Genomic DNA, 15594 nt, shown 5'->3' with positions numbered 1-15594 from the left:
GGCGTGTCCACCTCGGGAACCGAACTGAGTGCCGGCCTCAAGCACCGGCACGTCACCATGATCAGCATTGCCGGGGTGATCGGCGCCGGGTTGTTCGTCGGGTCGGCGAACGCCATCGCCAGCGCCGGTCCCGGTGTCCTGCTCTCGTTCGCCTTCGCCGGCATGCTCGTCGTACTCGTCATGCGCATGCTCGGCGAGATGGCCGCGGCGCAACCCGACTCGGGCTCCTTCTCCACCTATGCCGACCGGGCGATTGGCCGGTGGGCGGGCTTCAGCGTGGGCTGGCTCTACTGGTGGTTCTGGGTACTGGTGATCCCGGTCGAGGCCACGGCGGCGGCCAAGATCCTGAACGCCTGGGTGCCGAGCCTCGACCAGTGGGCGTGGGCGCTGATCGTCACGGCCCTGCTGACTGTCACCAACCTCTTCAACGTCGCCAACTACGGCGAGTTCGAGTTCTGGTTCGCGCTGCTCAAGGTCGTCGCGATCGTCGCGTTCATCGGGCTCGGCGTGCTTGCCGTGCTCGGCCTGCTCCCCAGCAGCGAGACCAGCGGCGTCTCCCACCTCTTCGACCAGGGTGGGTTCCTTCCGAACGGGTTCGGCGCGGTCATCGCCGCAGTTCTGGTCACGATGTTCAGCTTCATGGGCACCGAGATCGTGACGATCGCCGCGGCGGAGTCACCGCGGCCCGCCGAGCAGATCGGCCGTGCCACCCGCTCGGTCATCTGGCGGATCTCGGTCTTCTACCTCGCCTCGATCTTCCTCGTGGTCGCGCTGGTGCCGTGGAACAGCCCGCGGCTCCCCGAGGCAGGCACGTACCAGACAGCGCTGGAGATGTTCGGCATCCCTGGCGCGAAGGCGATCGTCGACATCGTCGTGCTCGTCGCCGTCGCCAGCTGCCTGAACTCGGCGCTCTACACGGCCTCCCGCATGATCTACTCGCTGGGCAAGCGGGGCGACGCTCCGGCCGCGGTGATGTACACGACCGCGGGTGGGGTGCCGCGGGTCGCGGTGCTCGCCTCCACGGTCGTCGGCTTCTTCGCGGTGATCGCGAACTACGCGTTCCCGGAGGACGTGTTCTCGGCGCTGCTCGCGACGTCGGGTGCGATCGCGCTGCTCGTCTACCTCGTGATCGCCGTCTCCCAGCTGAAGATGCGCAGCATGCTGGAGCGGGCAGGCGTCGACATGCCGGTGCGCATGTGGGCGTACCCGTACGTGACGTGGGCGGTCATCGTCGTCATCCCGGCGATGCTGATCTACATGGCAACCAGGGAGTCCGCCCGCTTCGACCTCGCGATGACGGCGCTGATCGCCGCGGCCGTCGTGGTGGTCGGGATCGTGGTATCCCGGCGGCACTCGGTCCGGAAGGAAGACGTTCAGGTGTGACAGGCGGCCGCTCGTTCCAGCAGCGCTGCGCGTTGCTTCGTATTCGCCGTCATCAGTGCTGCTCGCTCGAACTCCGTCCCGGCCTCGGCCGTGCGGCCCAGCTTCTCCAGCAGGTCACCGCGCACGGTCGGCAGCAGGTGGTAGCCGTCGAGCGTGGGGTCCTCCCGGAGCGTGTCCACGATCTCGAGCGCGGCCCGCGGGCCGAACGCCATCCCGATCGCCACGGCCCTGTTGAGCTCCACCACGGGCGAGGGCATGAGCTGGGCCAGCCCGTCGTAGAGGGCGACGATCCGGTCCCAGTCGGTGTCCGCTGCCACCCGGGCCCGTGAGTGGCAGGCGGCGATGCCGGCCTGCAGCGTGTAGGGCCCGATCGGGCCGCCGGTCGCGTACGCACGCTCGATCGCGGCGAGCCCGCGTCCGACGAGCAGCCAGTCCCAGCGGGAGCGGTCCTGGTCGAGCAGCAGCACCTGGTCGCCCGACGGCGAGATCCGCGCCCGCGTGCGCGACGCCTGCAGCTCCATCAGCGCGATGAGGCCGTGGACCTCTGCTTCCCGGGGGAGCAGCTCGGCGAGGATGCGTCCGAGCCGCAGGGCCTCCTCCATGAGCTCGGGCCGGATCAGACTGTCGCCCGACGTGGCGGAGTAGCCCTCGTTGAAGATCAGGTAGATGACCTCGAGCACTGACGCCAGTCGATCGCGCAACTCGTTCCGGCCGGGAATCTCGAAGGGCACCCGCGCCGCGGACAGCGTCCGCTTCGCCCGCACGATGCGCTGTGCCACGGCCGGTTCCGACGCCAGGTAGGCCCGGGCGATCTCCCGGGTCGTCAGCCCGCACAGCAGGCGGAGCGTGAGCGCCACCCGCCCGTCGGTGGACAGCACCGGGTGGCACGCGGTGAAGATGAGCCGCAGGAGATCGTCGTCGAACGGGTTGTCGTCGGCGGGCTCTCCGGTCTCGTGGAACTCGGCAAGCCGACCGATCTCCTCGATCTTGCGCCGGTGGACGTCGGCCCGGCGCATCCGGTCGATGCCGCGGTGCTTGGCCGTGGCCATGAGCCAGGCGCCCGGGTTCTCCGGGACGCCCGACTCCGGCCATTCCTCCAGCGCGGCGACGAGCGCCTCCTGCGCGAGGTCCTCGGCGAGGCCGACGTCACGCACCAGGCGGGCGCCGCCCGCGATCAGGCGTGCGGACTCGATCCGCCACACTGCCTCGATCGTGCGTCTGACGTCGGCCTCGGCCATCAGGAGCCCTCGACCCGGGCCCGCAGCTGCTCGTCCTTCTCGCGCAGCTCCGGCGTGAGCGCGTCACCGAAGTCGTCGATCTCGAAGACGGGACGGATCTCCACCACGGAGTGCTCACCGTCCGGGTTCGGGATCCGCTTGACCCACTCGATGGCCTCCTCGAGCGACTTCACCTGCCAGACCCAGTAGCCCGCGAGCAGCTCCTTCGTCTCGGCGAACGGCCCGTCGATGACCTTGCGCTCGCTGCCGGCGAATTCGACGCGCACGCCCTTGTCACTGGGGTGCAGGCCATCCCCACCGAGCATCACCCCCGCCTTCACCAGTTCCTCGTTGTAGGCCGTCATCTGCTCGAGCAGCTCCTGGCTCGGCAGCTCGCCGGCCTCGCTCTGCTCGTTGGCCTTGATGAGCACCATGACTCGCATCCGCGGTTCCTCCCATCGGTCCGGTTCGTGTCCTACCTGTGCGGCGAGCGAGCGGCACGGATCTCGACACGGGAAGAGTGTGGCCTGCATCACTCCAATTCGTCCCAACCGTGGGGGCACGCCTGCGATCGATAAAGGTGCCGCGGCCGGTGCCTCTGGGGGGTGGTGCCGGCCGCGGTGGCGTCCGGTCGACGAAACGCGCGCTGGTTGACGTCCTCGCAGGGTCCAGGGCCGCTGCGAGGACGCCACTCGGCGCGCGTCAGCCGTCGATCACGTCCGGGGCGACGGCCCTCGCCCGCCAGAGAGCTTCGGCCACGTACCTGTTCCGCCGCTCCGCCTTCTGGTCCCGGGTCTCGTCGCTCGACTCCTCGTCGAGCCACGGCGGCCAGGACGGGAACACCTGATCGGCCCGACGACCGTCGGTCAACCGCGCGTATGCGACCCGCTCGGCCAGGCCGTGCAGTTGCCGACCGAGCACCGTGATCATGTTCTGATCGGCGATCGTCCAGCCGAGCTGTTCCAACCGGTCGGCGACGTCCCGGCCGGACCACCCGGGGTTGTGCGGGCGGCGACGGCACGGCATGCACGGCCAGGCAAGCGCGTGCCCGACCGTCCAGGCGAGGGACGGGGGTTCGAGGTTGATCTGCAGGAGCAGGGTCGTCCCACTGTCGGCGGGGGCCTCCGGTTCGCCGAAGTCCTCGGCCCGTAGCACCGTGAGCTCGAAGTCCACATACAGGCCGGACGGCGTGGGGCTGACGTAGCTCGTGCCCAACGTCAGGACCACCGGCTCAGGTCGGACCGCGCCGTCGACCACGACGCTGCTTCCGCGGTGGCTGCGAATCGCGACGCCCACCGTGCCGACCCGCAGTTCGAGCTGGCGGACCGAGAGGTCCGGTAGGGCATTGGGAACCGCGAGGTGGGTGGCCGCGAGCTCAGGACGGGTGGCAAGGAACCCCTCGTCGCGCCGGCCGACCGACCAGACCTGGCCCGGGTGGAGATCGACAACCCGCGGTGAAGAGGCTCCGGGTGGGATCAGGCCGCTCACGCGCGCGGTCGGCTCAGCCCCGGTGATCACAGAGGTTGATGTTATTCGGGTCGGAAGAACTCTTCCTTCTGCGGCGGTGGGTGTGGCTGTCACCGTCATCTCGGCATGAAGACGCCGGGTGGTGGGTCCGCCCGGACCGAGAAGGAGGACGTGAGATGGCTCGTATCGGTGTTCAGTCGGAGGAGCTGCGGCAGCAGGCGAGCACGGTGAAGGCCGGTGCCGCGGAGGTCAACGACATCCTCGGCCGGCTGACCGGCCAGATCCAGACGCTGGCCTCGACCTGGGAGGGCGCGGCATCGGCGGCGTTCCAGACCCGCTGGCAGGAGTGGCAGGCCGGCGCCACCCAGGTGCAGCAGGCCATGGACGGGATGGGGATCTTCCTCGACGAGGCCGCGCGCACGTACGAGGAGACCGAGGAATCGCTGCGCGCCGCGGCCGGCCGCTGATCCTGGATCAGGTGACCGACCATGGCAGGCGGTGGTGGGCCGGTCGAGTTCTTCGTCGACATCGAAGAGCTCGGCCGGCTCCGCAACGAGCTCCAGACCCTCGAGGCGGAACTCGGTGATCTCCCCGCTCAGGGAGCGGGCGCGGACCCGGGCGCGCTGGGCGCGGACGTGGCCGGCGCGGTGGACGGGTTCGCGGTCTTCTGGAACGACGGTCGCGCCCGCATCACCGAGAACGTCGGCCAGTGCCGGGTGCTGGCCGAGGGCGCGGCGGAGGCCTACACCGGTGCGGAGAACGCGATCCAGAACGCGGCACCGGTAGCAGCTGCGCCGGTGGCCTCGGAGTCGCGATGAACCGGGCAGCCAATTTCTTCCATTCGGGCCCGCGGAGAGGGCTCCGGCCCGTAGCGTCCGCGGCTGTGGACGGTGCGGACCTCGATGCCTCTGCTGCAATCAGGGAGCAGGCATGACCACACCGACCCCACTGATCACCCCGATACCTGGCGACCCGGAACAGGTCCGTCGCGTCTCGGCGCAGCTGGCAACGGTGGAGACCCGGGCCCGGGAGATCGAGTCGCGGCTACGCGCGATCGAGACCGGGGTCGGGCCACAGATGTGGCGCGGCCAGGCGGCCGATGGCTTCGCCGCGCTGCTGGCCGAGACCGGGCCGGACCTGACCAGGCTCGCCGCCTCCTATGGGGCGGCGAGTCAGGCGCTGGCCACCTACGCAACCGAGCTCGCCGCCGCCCAGGACGCCGCACGAGCAGCCGCGGCCGAGGCGAACACCGCGACCGGTGACCGCGACCAGGCAACCGCCGATCGCGACTCCGCAGAGGCGGACGCAGCACGTCACGCCGCCGCTGCCGACGAAGCCCGCCTCCGGCTGGACCCCGTCGCTGCCCAGGATGCTGACCAACGCCGCGGCGATTCCATCGGGCGTGCGAGCGCGGCCGGTGCTGCGATCGACCAGGCCGAGCGGGCTCTCCGAGCAGCACGGCAGAAGGCCGACGAGGCAGCGGGCCAGCGGGATACGGCCGCAGCAAGGTGGTGCCGTCGCTGGCGGGCTTGCTGCCAAACATGTGAGTGCGCTCACGGAGGAATCAAGGCGGCTCATGCTCGAGTCCGATCGAGCCAACCAGCGATACCTCAACTCGCCCGGTGGGCCAGCGGAGCGCGCCTTTCACAATGCCGAAGCGCAGCGAAAGTTCATGGAGGCCGATGAACTGAAGCGTGAGGCAGACCGCGTGGGGCGACGAGTTAGCGCCAAGATCGGGCTCGCCGGGCTGGGTATCAGTGGTGTGGGTGTCGCATACGATGTCTTTCAAGGCAAGTCGCTCGTCAAAGCTGCGGTGTCCGGCGTCGGAGGAACTGTCGCCGCGGGCCTGACCGGAGCTCGGATCGGAGCCTTGATCGGAACCTTCGCGGGCGGCCCTGTAGGGACGGCGGCCGGTGCGGTACTCGGCTGGGGCGCCGGTCTCGCGGTCAGTGCCATTGCTGATTGGGGATACGATCAGCTGCCGAAGGGCTTGAGGGATAGCATCGAGAACGGAACTAGGCCGGTTGAGAATGCAATCAGGGACACCGGCAAGGCGATGCTGGACGGCATGACGAAGGCCTGGGATGTGATTTTCTAGTCCTCGCTCTGTTGGGGTGGGGCGGGTCGTGAGGAGCCTTGAAGGAGGGCCATCGTGAGAAAGGCAGTCACGGGTGGCGGGTTACCCTGGCCGGCGGAGTGGTCCACGCCACGACTGAAGGTACGAACGGTGCTGGCAGACTTGTTCCTGGGGTTGATCGCGCTGGGCTCCGCCGGACTCGGCGTTCTGGCGTCGTGCTCGGGTGAGTTTGGGCGGGCGGCGTTCTTGCTTGCTGTCGCGGTATTCTTCGGTGCGATCACGGCGCTGTCTTCATCGATGTGGTTGCTGAGGCAACGTACGTCGCGTGGATCGGTCGCATTGGAGCGAAGCGGCGCCGAGTATGACGGTATCAAGATAAAATTCTCGGCGTGGCCGCACTGCGGACTCGCGGTGATCATGTTCATGGGCTTCGCCTTCATGGCTGCGCATGCAGCGGGTTGGTTGCTGAGCTGGGAAATGCCCTCATACCTGCCTCGCTCCGATGCATTCTCCGGAGTCGTTGCCGCCGCAGGTGCTCTCTTCTGTCTTTGGCTGTTCATCGAGTTCGCTAGTGGGCGTATCGCGAGGGGATACCTGGCGCTCACTCCGACCGGAATATATCACCGAAGTCACATATTCGAGCATTATGTACCGTGGAGTGCGGTATTCGAAGTGTCTGCAGTGGAACTCTCCGCTGGGTCGTTCATTGCAGTGAATGCGTTCCCTGCTCAGGGAACTCATGTCCGGCGGACACATTGGATAGGGAAGACCCTGGAGTTCAGGCTGCTTCCGTACCTCATGGTGCGCTGCCGCTTGCTTGCCGTCGACCCAGTACTCGTGTACTACGCGCTGGGATATTATTTCGCGCACCCTGACGCTCGAGCAGAGCTGCTCACTCCGGCTGGAGAACGGCGCATCCGAGGCGGAAACGTCCTCGGCTAGCAAGGCATATCCTGAGTTTGGTTCGGAGGATTCATAATGAGTCAGTCTGCTGAAACCGTATGCTTTCCACCCGTGGTTTATGTGCCGTGCTCACTTCTGGCCGCGGGCGATGACAGCCTGACCGTCGATCTACGCCCGACGCTGGACGGTCGGTTGGCGCTCCTGGTGTACTCGGCTCTAGATCGCCTTGTGAGCTGCTGTGGAGACAAGCAGCCCTGGGCAGTGATGCCGACGGTGAACCTGGAGAAGATCAGGACGGAGACCAACTTCGAGCTCTTACTGCTCGACGTCGAGATCCCCGTTGAGTTTCGGCGGCGGGATGGTGAGCAGTGAGCACACATCCGCCGCTCGACCCCACCGTCGAATCTGTCCGGGAATGTGTCACCCGACGTCTGGCACCTGGCAAAGCATCACCGGTACGTTCGCCACCAGGTACGCCCGTCCCGGCGAACCGCTGAACCCATTCGTCCGCCCCAGCGTCACCCCGACGCTCGCTGCGACGAGGTGGTTGGGCGGGCAGAGCAGCACCACCGACCCCGGCCGAGTCCGCGCAAACTACATCAGCGGCGATGCGGTACTGGTCCGCTACTGCCCGGAGACGGAGACTGGCAGAAGACTCTCGGCGGACACACGGTCTGGGGCAGCGGAGACGTTCGGATCGAAGGCAACACCGTCACGATGGAAGTCACTATCCATGCTGAGGATCGGTACAACTTCGATCGTGGCGAGGAGGACATCGCGACGGGGACTCCGGACGAAGAGAACGGTCGATTCGCCGAACTGGGATGGGCAAAGTCGTTCGACGTTAGCGGCTCGGTCACCAGGACTGTGACCTGGGAGCTGGGCAGTGATCAACCTCCGGTGGTGGGAGGTGGGGATGTCGATCGCGAGCCGGCGGGCGAGGACCGCGTTGACGGAAGGGGCAGTAGCCAGTGACCCGATTGCAGAAGATCATCAGACTCGGCATCGTTCTGGCACTAGCAATCACGGCCACCGGGTGCCAGTCCGACAACACGACGGGATCCGATATGACCATCGCGATCGAAACCGCAGAGGTCCGCACCGACCACAAGCCGATCGCGGACCGCTTCCCGCAGCTCGGCTCATTCGTGAACACCCACTGGGTGGGTGGTCGCATGGGCAGCGACCAGATTCCGGGGCCTTCGTCCTACTTCATCGAGGCAGTTGTCACGCTCGACCCGGATGATGCCGTACAACTGCGGAGCAGGTACGACTTCACGCGTGCGCCGACCCCTCCGCAGCCGCCCGCCTCGCTGGCCCCATTCATGGAACGCGGCAGCACCTGGTCGACCAGCATCGAACTCGAGTCGGGATTCGGGCCCTCCGACTGGGTGAGCAATGTATACGTGAGTCTCGAGGACGGTCTCGCCTATGTGAGTGCCCGGGGCGAGTGACTACTGGTCACGCACTGCGGTACTACGGCGACCATCCCGAATCCCGCGCGGAGCTGCTCGCCCATGCTGGTGAGCAGCGCGTCCGGAGTTCCTCGAATAGCAAGGCAGAACCGCGGCGACGACGCAAACATCACTCGATTACGGGCACCTGACCCAGCATCATTTTTCCTTCGGCGACCAGGTACGCCCGTCCCGGCGGCCCACTGAACCCCATCCCGCGCTCCAGCGTCACCCCGACATTCGCCGCGACGAGGTGGTTGGGCGGGCAGAGGAGCACGACCGAACCCGGCCGCGTCCGCGCGAACTTCAGCAGACCGGACGCTCCGAACCCGAACGAGTCGAGCAGCCCTGCGACCGCGAGAGAGGGTCCATCCGGCTTGGTGAGGCGCTCGGCCAGGTCCTCGTCCACCGGGAAGCGGTCGACGTCGTCGAGCACGACGAGGTCGACGGCCGAATCCTCCAAGGAGCTCGCGACCTCGCCTGCGGCCACGACCGTCACCCCGGCCACGGCCGCGCGCTCGTGTGCCGCCATCCGGCGGTGGACCCCGAGCAGGACGCGGAGCCCGCTCGCTGCGGCGGACGCGGCGACGGCAGCGGCGGCGGTGCTGCGGCCGGATCCGGCCGGCCCTGCGATCAGTACCGGGCCGCTGTCGAGGCTCGCCCAGACCGGGCTCAGCCGGTCGCCGCTCACCCCGAGCAAGACGTGCGGTCCGGTCGTGGGCTGGGTCCCGAGGCGGGTGGCTTCGGCAAGTGTGATCTGCTCCGGCAGCCGGTCCAGTCGCATCGGCGCACGGGTGGGGTCCGGCTGCTCGGCGCCGGCTCGTAGCCGGGCCGCGACGTCGGCCAGTGCGGCGGCTTGGGCCGGGCCGGATGGATCCGTCGTGAGCAGGGGCACCTGCACCTGTTCGCCGTCGTCGGCCCACAGGGCGCGTCCGGGCGGTAGGTCTTCCGGCAGGTTGCGGACCTGCAGGCCGAGGAGCGTCGCGTCGGTCGGGTTGTTCAGGCGCAGACACAGCCGGTGGGTGAGCCGGGCGAGCAGGCGGGACTTGAGGATCCGTTCGTCCCCGGCCAGGCACACGGTGATTCCGGCGGCTGGTCCTCCGGAGAGCAGATCGAGCATCGCCGTCTGAGCGGCGCCGTCCGTGCTCTCGACGAGCCCGTCCCAGCCGTCGACGAGCAGCACGATGTGCGGCGGCGCGTCCGGCGCGTTCCGCGACCACAGTTCGGCGACGCTCGTCGCTCCGAGCCGGCTCAAGTCCCGTCGCCGGTCCCGCATCGTCGCGGCGAGCCGGGTGAGCAGCCGTTCGAGCCGTTCGGCATCGTCGGGACCGACCACGACCCCGGTGTGGGGCAGCGCGTCGAGCCCGGCCAGCCCTCCGAATCCGTCGACGACGTGGAGGTGCAGCTCGGCCGGGCCGGCGGCGCGGGCGAGGCCGACGGCGACCGCGCGCAGCGCGGTGGTGCGCCCGCTGCGCCCGCTCCCCACGATCGCGAGGTGGCCCGACCCGAGCGGCACCTCCAGGACGTCCTGCCGCTGGTCCTGCGGTCGGTCCCACAGCCCGAGGGGGATCGCGAACCTCGTCGGCGGCAGTGTGTCGAGGGCGAGCGTGGTGGGCAGGGGCGGCAGCCACGGCCGATAGGGCGGGGCGAGGCCCTCTGCGTGTGCGGCGGCGCGCACGGCGTCCACCAGCACGTTCAGGTCCGTGGTCAGCTCGTCGGTGGCTCCGTCGGCGGGCGGCGGCGGAGCGGCGACGTCGAACCAGCGCATCGCCACGGCGCGCCGGACGGTTCCCGACGCCGAGCGCCTCGGCGCTGTGACCCGGGCCGTCTGCAGCAACTGCGCAGGCCCGCTGCCCCGGACGAGCAGGGCCCGGCCGGGGTAGGCGCTCGGGAGGTACGCGGCCTCCGGGGTATCGATCACGTCCTGGCTGTCGCCGGTCTCCTTGACCCGCAGGCACACGCGGAGGTCGGTGTTGGCGCGGATCTGCCCGTCGACGACGCCCGCCGCCTTCTGCGTGGCGAGTATCAGGTGGACGCCAAGCGAGCGGCCGACCCGCGCCACGTTGACGAGGCCGTCGACAAGCGACTGCAGCTGTTCCTTGAGCTCGGCCAGCTCGTCGGCGACCACCACGAGTCGGGGGAACGGCGGCAACCCCGGATCGGCCGCCGCCCGCCGCCGGTAGTCGGCGAGGTCCTCGGCACCCGCGGCGGCCAGCTGCGCCTGCCGCCGGTTGAGCTCGGCGCGCAGCGACGACAAGGCCCTGGCCGCGAGCCGCGTGTTCAGGTTCGTGACCGATCCGACGACGTGCGGCAGGGAGTCCAGGTCCTTGAAGGTGGCGCCGCCCTTGTAGTCGAGGAAGAGGAAGTTGAGTCCCGTCGGCGGGTTGGCCCTCGCCAGGCCGGCGATCAGCGTCCGCAGGAAGTCGCTCTTGCCCGAACCGGAGATGCCCGCAACCAGGGCATGTGGTCCGTCGCGAGCGATGTCCACGAGGACGGGGCCGTCGGCGTCCGCGCCGATGACGACCTCCGTCTGGTCGTGCGACAGTCCCCACGCGGCCCGGATCTCGTCGATCGCGGGTTCGCCGGCCAGCGCGATCAGCCGGACGGACGCCGGAATGTCCTGTCCCGGTGCGTCGCCGACCCGGCGTATCGGGGCAAGGGACCGTGCCACCAGCTCGGCGATGGTCGGGGCGATCTCGTCGGGGACGACCGTCCGGGACTCCCCGCGGTCGATCCGCAGGACCACGTCCCTCCCCGTGGCCACCAGGCGCGACCGCGCACCGTCGGGGAGCCGGCGTTCGTCGGTCTCGACGCAGACGAACCGCAGGCCTGCGGCCGGCCCGCGGTTCAGGAGGTTGGTGAGCTGGGGACGGCGGCGCAGATCAGCGGTGCCGGCGAGCACGACGACCAGGTCCGGTCGGGTGGACCGGTCGGACGACGATCCGCGAGCCCGCTCGGCGGAGCGGCGTTGCAGCTCGTCCCCCAGGAACTTGATCGTCTGTTCGGCGCCCGCCGGGTCCCACCCGGCTCGAACGGAGCCGTCATCTGCCCTGAGGTGGGGCAGCCAGCGCAGCCAGCCGAGCTGTTCCTCGTCGGCGTCCGGAGCGACGATCGCGAGTCGCAGTTCGTCCGGGCTGTGGTGCACGGCCAGCTGGGTGACCACCCAGGCCAGCTGGGCGTCGAGCCAGCCGGACGGACCCGCGATGCCGAGCATCGGCTGGTCGACCAAGCTCACCCCGAGCGGAGCCAGCCGCAGCATGGGGGGTGACCAGCCATCGGGCGGCTCACCCGTGATCTTCACGGCCGCCGGGCGGTCGGCCCGGCCCAGCCGGATCGCGAGCCAGTCGTCGTCGGCGGGCTGTCGTTCCCACAACTCCCGCCTCGGTGTGATCGCCGTGCGCACCGTCGTCGCCGGGTCCGGCCAGCCGGCCCGCAGGTCGGCGTCCTCGTCGTCCGTGGCCGCCTCGATGCGGAGCATGGCCGAGGTCAGCTTGGAACGGTACGACTCCTCGTTGCGCAGCCCACGGCGCTGCCGGCGACGCCGCTCCGTCCACCAGCTGCCGATCAGCATGAGCGGGCTCAGCAGACCGAACAGGAGGAAGATCGCATTCCGCAGTACGAGGGCCATCACCACCGCGGCGACCAGCGGGAGCAGAGCGGGCAGCACGGGGAAGCCGCGATCGTCGTCATCGACCGGGTGAGCCGGCATCGCCACGGTGGGTGGCTCGAAGCGAACCGGTCGGGACCTGGGGGTCCGGTTGAGCAGGACCTCGCCGGAATCCCCGCGTCCCACGACAGCCGCCCTGTCCCGGAACGCCTCGACCACCAGGCGGTTCCCGCCGATCTGGATCACCTTGCCGTCGACGTCCGCGGCCCCCGCAACCGTTCGCCCGTCCAGCTGCACGCCGTTGCGGGAACCGAGATCGGCGAGGGTCACCCGGTTCCGGCCGACGACCAGCTGGGCGTGCTGGCGGGAGACGTCGGGGTCGTCGAGCACGAGCTGGCACGATGCTGCGCGCCCGACGATCACGACCTGGCCGGGCACGAGGGGAAGCTCGGTCCCGGCGGCGACACCGGACACCACCCGCAGCACGAGTGGCGGGGCGGATCGGACGGGAGAGAGTTGGGGCGTGCGGCCGTAGTGCAGCACGCTGCCCTCCCGCAGCGGCGAGCCCGCCACCGCATTGTCGAGCGGGAGAGGGGCGCCGTCCACCACCGGCGTGCCGCGCACCGGCAGGACAGCGCTGACCATGCCCAGGACGTCGCCGATCCGATCCGAGGGCGCACAGTCGACGTGGACGTCGCTTCTGACACCCGTGGCGTCGTCCTCCACGGTCAGTCGCATGCTCGTCCCCCGGTTCCCCCTCGGCCGACGGGCAGAAACTAACTCGTTTCGTCAGAGGAGTGGGCGATTCGTCCTACGCCGTTACGCTTGGTGCATGAGGACAGCGGGGCCTGCCGAGACCCCGAGGCTGTCCGGACTGGTCGACCTCTCACCCATCGGCGCAGGTGGCTTCGCCGACGTCTATCGCGCGCGCCAGGCCCACCTCGGGCGGTGGGTGGCGCTGAAGGTGTTCCGGGTCGCCCTGCACGACCCGGCGGTGACCGACCAGTTCCGAGCCGAATGCCAGGCGGTGAGCCGCCTCGACGACCACCTGCACGTGATACGGGTGTACGACGCGGGCCTTCTCCCGGACGGCAGGCCGTACCTGGTCACGGAGCTGTGTGACAGCTCGCTCCAGGAGCTCGTGGTCCGTCGCGGCGGGGCGCTCCCGGAACCGGAGGCCGCGGAGCTCGGGTACCGGATCGCGATCGCCCTGCTCGCCGCCCACGCCGCTCAGGTGATCCACGGCGACGTCACGCCGCAGAACGTGCTCATCCGCCCCTCGGGCGCGCCCGTGCTGGCCGACTTCGGGCTCGCCGTCCTGCGCGACTACCGCGGCAACACCGCCACCGGCTTCAACCCCGCTTATGCGGCTCCGGAAGCCCTCGGGCACGCGGGCCGGATCGACGAGCGGACGGACGTGTACGGGCTCGGCGCGACCCTCTACGCGATGCTGACCGGTCGTGCCCCGTTCGCGTTGCGATGGGGCGAGTCGGACGCCGAACGCATCCGGCGGGTCCTCGAGGAACCGGTCTCGTGGCCCGCGGGCATCTCCGTCAGCGAGCGAGTAAACCGGCTGGTCTCGGCCATGCTCGCGAAGGACCCGGCGGAGCGGCCCGGGCTCAGCGTCATCGCGGACGAGCTGGCACAGCTGGGGGATGACCTGGCGCAGACCCACGCCCTGCCCGCGGTTGCCGCAGGGCCGGTGGTCGACCCGGGGGCCGATGAGCTGACCGTTCCCGCCCCGGGCCCGCCGCCGACTCCGACCGTGACTCCGACGGCGGCGCCTGGACACCACCGTCGCTCGCGGGGTCCACTCGTCATCGGCGCAGCGGTGGCGGCGGCCCTGATCGTCGTCGGCGGTGTCCTCATCTCGACGATCGGGGCTTCGAGAACGAACGACAGCCCATTGCCGGCCACCAGCCCGTCGGGCGTGCCGGCCATCAACCTCGCGCCCCCTGATCCGCTCGGTGCCCTCGCCACCAGGTTGAGCTGGTCAGGCACTCCCGGGCTCACATACACCGTCGTCGTGACGAGGCAGGGCGAGGGACCTCGCGACGAGCCTGCTGGCGACGCGACGACCTTGACGGTCGCGACGGAACCGGCGGCGGCGTATTGCTTCCGAGTCCGTGGCACGGACGGTCGGCAGGTGGTAGAGAGCAACGTGCAACGGCTGCGTGACGCAATGTGCTGACTCGGTCGTACGGGGGGAAACATGAGAACACGTGGACCATTGATCACCATGGCCGCTGTCGGCGTGCTCGCCGCCATCGTTCTCGTCGTGAGCATGGTGCGAACGCCCGCCGCGGTCGTGGGCGCGGCGGCCCCCGCACCACCACCCCTCGCGATCGCGGACACGTCGGCTCCCGCCACGCCGGCCCCGACCACCTCCGCCGCGCCCACCCGGGAATCCGTCTTCATCGGCCACTCCAGTGGCAACGAGATGACGGTGGCGGTGGCAGTGGCGGGTGAGGAGGCGTCCGCCTACATCTGCGACGGGGAGCGGATCGAGGCCTGGCTGGAAGGGACGGTGTCCGGCGAGCAGGTGAATCTGCAGGGGCGAAACGGTGCCCAGCTCACCGCGACACTCACCGAGAACGCGGCCCTCGGGACGGTCACCGTCGCGGAACAGCAGCTGCCGTTCTCGGCGGCGGTGGCCGGACCACCGGCAGGGATCTACGAGGGCAAGGCCACCGTGGACGGAAAGCCCAACCGCATCGGCTGGATCGTCCTGCCCAGCGGGCGCCAGGTCGGGATCAACAACGCGGCCGGGAACAGGGGGCCTGCGCCCGCGCTCGATCCGAACGACATCGGCGGTCTCGAGTTCGCGGGTGCGAAGGTCGAGGTGCAGCGCATCGACGGTGGAGACCCGGTGGTCCCCCGATGACGTTGCCCGAACCGGACCTCACGCGGCCCCGCGCATCGGCCCGGCAGGCGCAAGGGGCTCCGCCGCCCGTGGCCGTGCAGTGGGTGCGGCTCGTGGTACCCGTGGCGGTCGGTACGTCCGTGGCCGTCGTGCTCGGCGTGTACGGGAGGCTGCACACCCCGGCCAACCTCTCGCTCGCCATGCCATGGTTCACCGGGACCCTGTACGTCAAGGCGTGGCTGACGACCCTCGCGTTCGTCCTCGCCCTCGTCCAGATCTTCACGGCGCTGGTCCTGGAAGGCCGGATCAGGCTCCACCTGCCCGGGCTCCCCGCTGTTCACCGCTGGTCCGGGCGCTTCGCGGTGCTCCTCACCGTGCCGGTCGCCGTCCACTGCCTCTACTCGCTGGGATATCGGTTCGACGACGCGCGGGTGCTGGTCCACTCGCTGGTCGGCTGCCTGCTGTACGGGGCGTTCGTCACGAAGATGCTGCTGCTGGTGCGCTGGGGCCTGCCGCGATGGGTGATCCCCACGGCAGGGGGGATCCTGTTCACGACGTTCGTTGCGCTGTGGCTCACGTCCTCGTTGTGGGTGTTCACGACCGCCGGGTTCCACCTCTAGTGC

General features: G+C 69.6%; 15 protein-coding genes and 1 pseudogene. 12 read left to right on the top strand and 4 right to left on the bottom strand.

What is annotated here, in order from left to right:
• Nucleotides 1-3: 3 nt before the first annotated feature.
• Nucleotides 4-1383 carry a GABA permease gene (gene gabP, locus K1T35_RS45610; protein ID WP_255621370.1) on the top strand — a complete coding sequence of 460 codons (1380 nt, stop codon included), beginning with the start codon at nucleotides 4-6 and terminating at the stop codon, nucleotides 1381-1383.
• Here the strand turns inward: gabP and K1T35_RS45605 are convergent.
• From K1T35_RS45605 to K1T35_RS45595, 3 genes are all read right to left on the bottom strand, one after another.
• A complete protein-coding gene (locus K1T35_RS45605) occupies nucleotides 1374-2621 on the bottom strand; it encodes an RNA polymerase sigma factor (RefSeq protein ID WP_220257850.1) in 1248 nt (415 codons plus the stop codon). The genes gabP and K1T35_RS45605 overlap by 10 nt on opposite strands.
• Nucleotides 2621-3043 (bottom strand): YciI family protein, encoded by a 423-nt coding sequence (locus K1T35_RS45600; RefSeq protein ID WP_220257849.1) that lies wholly within the window; start codon nucleotides 3041-3043, stop codon nucleotides 2621-2623. Before K1T35_RS45600 ends, K1T35_RS45605 begins: the two co-directional genes overlap by 1 nt.
• A gap of 259 nt (nucleotides 3044-3302) precedes the next feature.
• Nucleotides 3303-4118: a hypothetical protein gene (locus tag K1T35_RS45595; protein WP_220257848.1), complete on the bottom strand. Its 816-nt coding sequence runs from the start codon at nucleotides 4116-4118 to the stop codon at nucleotides 3303-3305.
• 125 nt (nucleotides 4119-4243) lie between these two features.
• Between K1T35_RS45595 and K1T35_RS45590 the strand changes: the two genes are divergently transcribed.
• From K1T35_RS45590 to K1T35_RS45555, 8 genes and pseudogenes are all read left to right on the top strand, one after another.
• Entirely contained in the window at nucleotides 4244-4534 is a 291-nt protein-coding gene (locus K1T35_RS45590) for a WXG100 family type VII secretion target (protein ID WP_220257847.1), read from the top strand.
• Between the two features lie 21 nt (nucleotides 4535-4555).
• Nucleotides 4556-4885: a hypothetical protein gene (locus K1T35_RS45585; RefSeq protein ID WP_220257846.1), complete on the top strand. Its 330-nt coding sequence runs from the start codon at nucleotides 4556-4558 to the stop codon at nucleotides 4883-4885.
• Nucleotides 4886-4997: 112 nt separating this feature from the next.
• Nucleotides 4998-5267, top strand: a pseudogene (locus tag K1T35_RS50000) (WXG100 family type VII secretion target); the annotation flags it as partial.
• 169 nt (nucleotides 5268-5436) lie between these two features.
• The gene (locus K1T35_RS49540) at nucleotides 5437-6165 is read left to right on the top strand and encodes a hypothetical protein (protein ID WP_255621369.1); all 729 of its coding nucleotides are present in this window, start codon (nucleotides 5437-5439) and stop codon (nucleotides 6163-6165) included.
• Nucleotides 6166-6294: 129 nt separating this feature from the next.
• Entirely contained in the window at nucleotides 6295-7086 is a 792-nt protein-coding gene (locus K1T35_RS45570; RefSeq protein ID WP_220257843.1) for a hypothetical protein, read from the top strand.
• A gap of 72 nt (nucleotides 7087-7158) precedes the next feature.
• Nucleotides 7159-7419 (top strand): SAV_915 family protein, encoded by a 261-nt coding sequence (locus tag K1T35_RS45565; protein ID WP_220257842.1) that lies wholly within the window; start codon nucleotides 7159-7161, stop codon nucleotides 7417-7419.
• Nucleotides 7420-7764: 345 nt separating this feature from the next.
• Nucleotides 7765-8022: a hypothetical protein gene (locus K1T35_RS45560; protein WP_220257841.1), complete on the top strand. Its 258-nt coding sequence runs from the start codon at nucleotides 7765-7767 to the stop codon at nucleotides 8020-8022.
• On the top strand, nucleotides 8019-8501 hold the full coding sequence (locus K1T35_RS45555; RefSeq protein WP_220257840.1) for a hypothetical protein: 483 nt from the start codon (nucleotides 8019-8021) through the stop codon (nucleotides 8499-8501). The genes K1T35_RS45560 and K1T35_RS45555 overlap by 4 nt, the downstream gene beginning before the upstream one ends.
• Nucleotides 8502-8631: 130 nt before the next feature.
• Here K1T35_RS45555 and K1T35_RS45550 read toward each other — a convergent pair whose 3' ends face one another.
• Nucleotides 8632-12846, bottom strand: coding sequence for an FtsK/SpoIIIE domain-containing protein (locus tag K1T35_RS45550; protein WP_220257839.1), 4215 nt, complete (start codon nucleotides 12844-12846; stop codon nucleotides 8632-8634).
• Nucleotides 12847-12940: 94 nt separating this feature from the next.
• On the opposite strand from K1T35_RS45550, the gene K1T35_RS45545 reads away from it, so the two are divergent.
• Genes K1T35_RS45545 through K1T35_RS45535 form a run of 3 tightly spaced genes read left to right on the top strand, consistent with a single transcriptional unit; the run spans nucleotide 12941 to nucleotide 15591 of the window.
• On the top strand, nucleotides 12941-14299 hold the full coding sequence (locus K1T35_RS45545) for a serine/threonine-protein kinase (RefSeq protein ID WP_220257838.1): 1359 nt from the start codon (nucleotides 12941-12943) through the stop codon (nucleotides 14297-14299).
• Nucleotides 14300-14347: 48 nt separating this feature from the next.
• Nucleotides 14348-14992: a hypothetical protein gene (locus K1T35_RS45540; RefSeq protein ID WP_220257837.1), complete on the top strand. Its 645-nt coding sequence runs from the start codon at nucleotides 14348-14350 to the stop codon at nucleotides 14990-14992.
• Nucleotides 14989-15591, top strand: coding sequence for a DUF6529 family protein (locus K1T35_RS45535; RefSeq protein WP_220257836.1), 603 nt, complete (start codon nucleotides 14989-14991; stop codon nucleotides 15589-15591). The genes K1T35_RS45540 and K1T35_RS45535 overlap by 4 nt, the downstream gene beginning before the upstream one ends.
• The last annotated feature ends 3 nt before the right edge of the window (nucleotides 15592-15594 follow it).

Origin of the sequence: Pseudonocardia sp. DSM 110487 (genome assembly GCF_019468565.1) — a bacterium.
Classification (GTDB): Bacteria; Actinomycetota; Actinomycetes; order Mycobacteriales; family Pseudonocardiaceae; genus Pseudonocardia.
This window is presented reverse-complemented; position numbering and strand designations above follow the sequence as displayed.

What these genes read in the sequence shown, in the direction of transcription:
- K1T35_RS45605 (WP_220257850.1), bottom strand. Translation starts at nt 2,621, where the DNA reads ATGGCCGAGGCCGACGTCAGACGCACGATCGAGGCAGTGTGGCGGATC.
- K1T35_RS45600 (WP_220257849.1), bottom strand. Translation starts at nt 3,043, where the DNA reads ATGCGAGTCATGGTGCTCATCAAGGCCAACGAGCAGAGCGAGGCCGGC.
- K1T35_RS45590 (WP_220257847.1), top strand. Translation starts at nt 4,244, where the DNA reads ATGGCTCGTATCGGTGTTCAGTCGGAGGAGCTGCGGCAGCAGGCGAGC.
- K1T35_RS45585 (WP_220257846.1), top strand. Translation starts at nt 4,556, where the DNA reads ATGGCAGGCGGTGGTGGGCCGGTCGAGTTCTTCGTCGACATCGAAGAG.
- K1T35_RS49540 (WP_255621369.1), top strand. Translation starts at nt 5,437, where the DNA reads ATGCTGACCAACGCCGCGGCGATTCCATCGGGCGTGCGAGCGCGGCCG.
- K1T35_RS45560 (WP_220257841.1), top strand. Translation starts at nt 7,765, where the DNA reads ATGGAAGTCACTATCCATGCTGAGGATCGGTACAACTTCGATCGTGGC.
- K1T35_RS45550 (WP_220257839.1), bottom strand. Translation starts at nt 12,846, where the DNA reads ATGCGACTGACCGTGGAGGACGACGCCACGGGTGTCAGAAGCGACGTC.
- K1T35_RS45545 (WP_220257838.1), top strand. Translation starts at nt 12,941, where the DNA reads ATGAGGACAGCGGGGCCTGCCGAGACCCCGAGGCTGTCCGGACTGGTC.
- K1T35_RS45540 (WP_220257837.1), top strand. Translation starts at nt 14,348, where the DNA reads ATGGCCGCTGTCGGCGTGCTCGCCGCCATCGTTCTCGTCGTGAGCATG.
- K1T35_RS45535 (WP_220257836.1), top strand. Translation starts at nt 14,989, where the DNA reads ATGACGTTGCCCGAACCGGACCTCACGCGGCCCCGCGCATCGGCCCGG.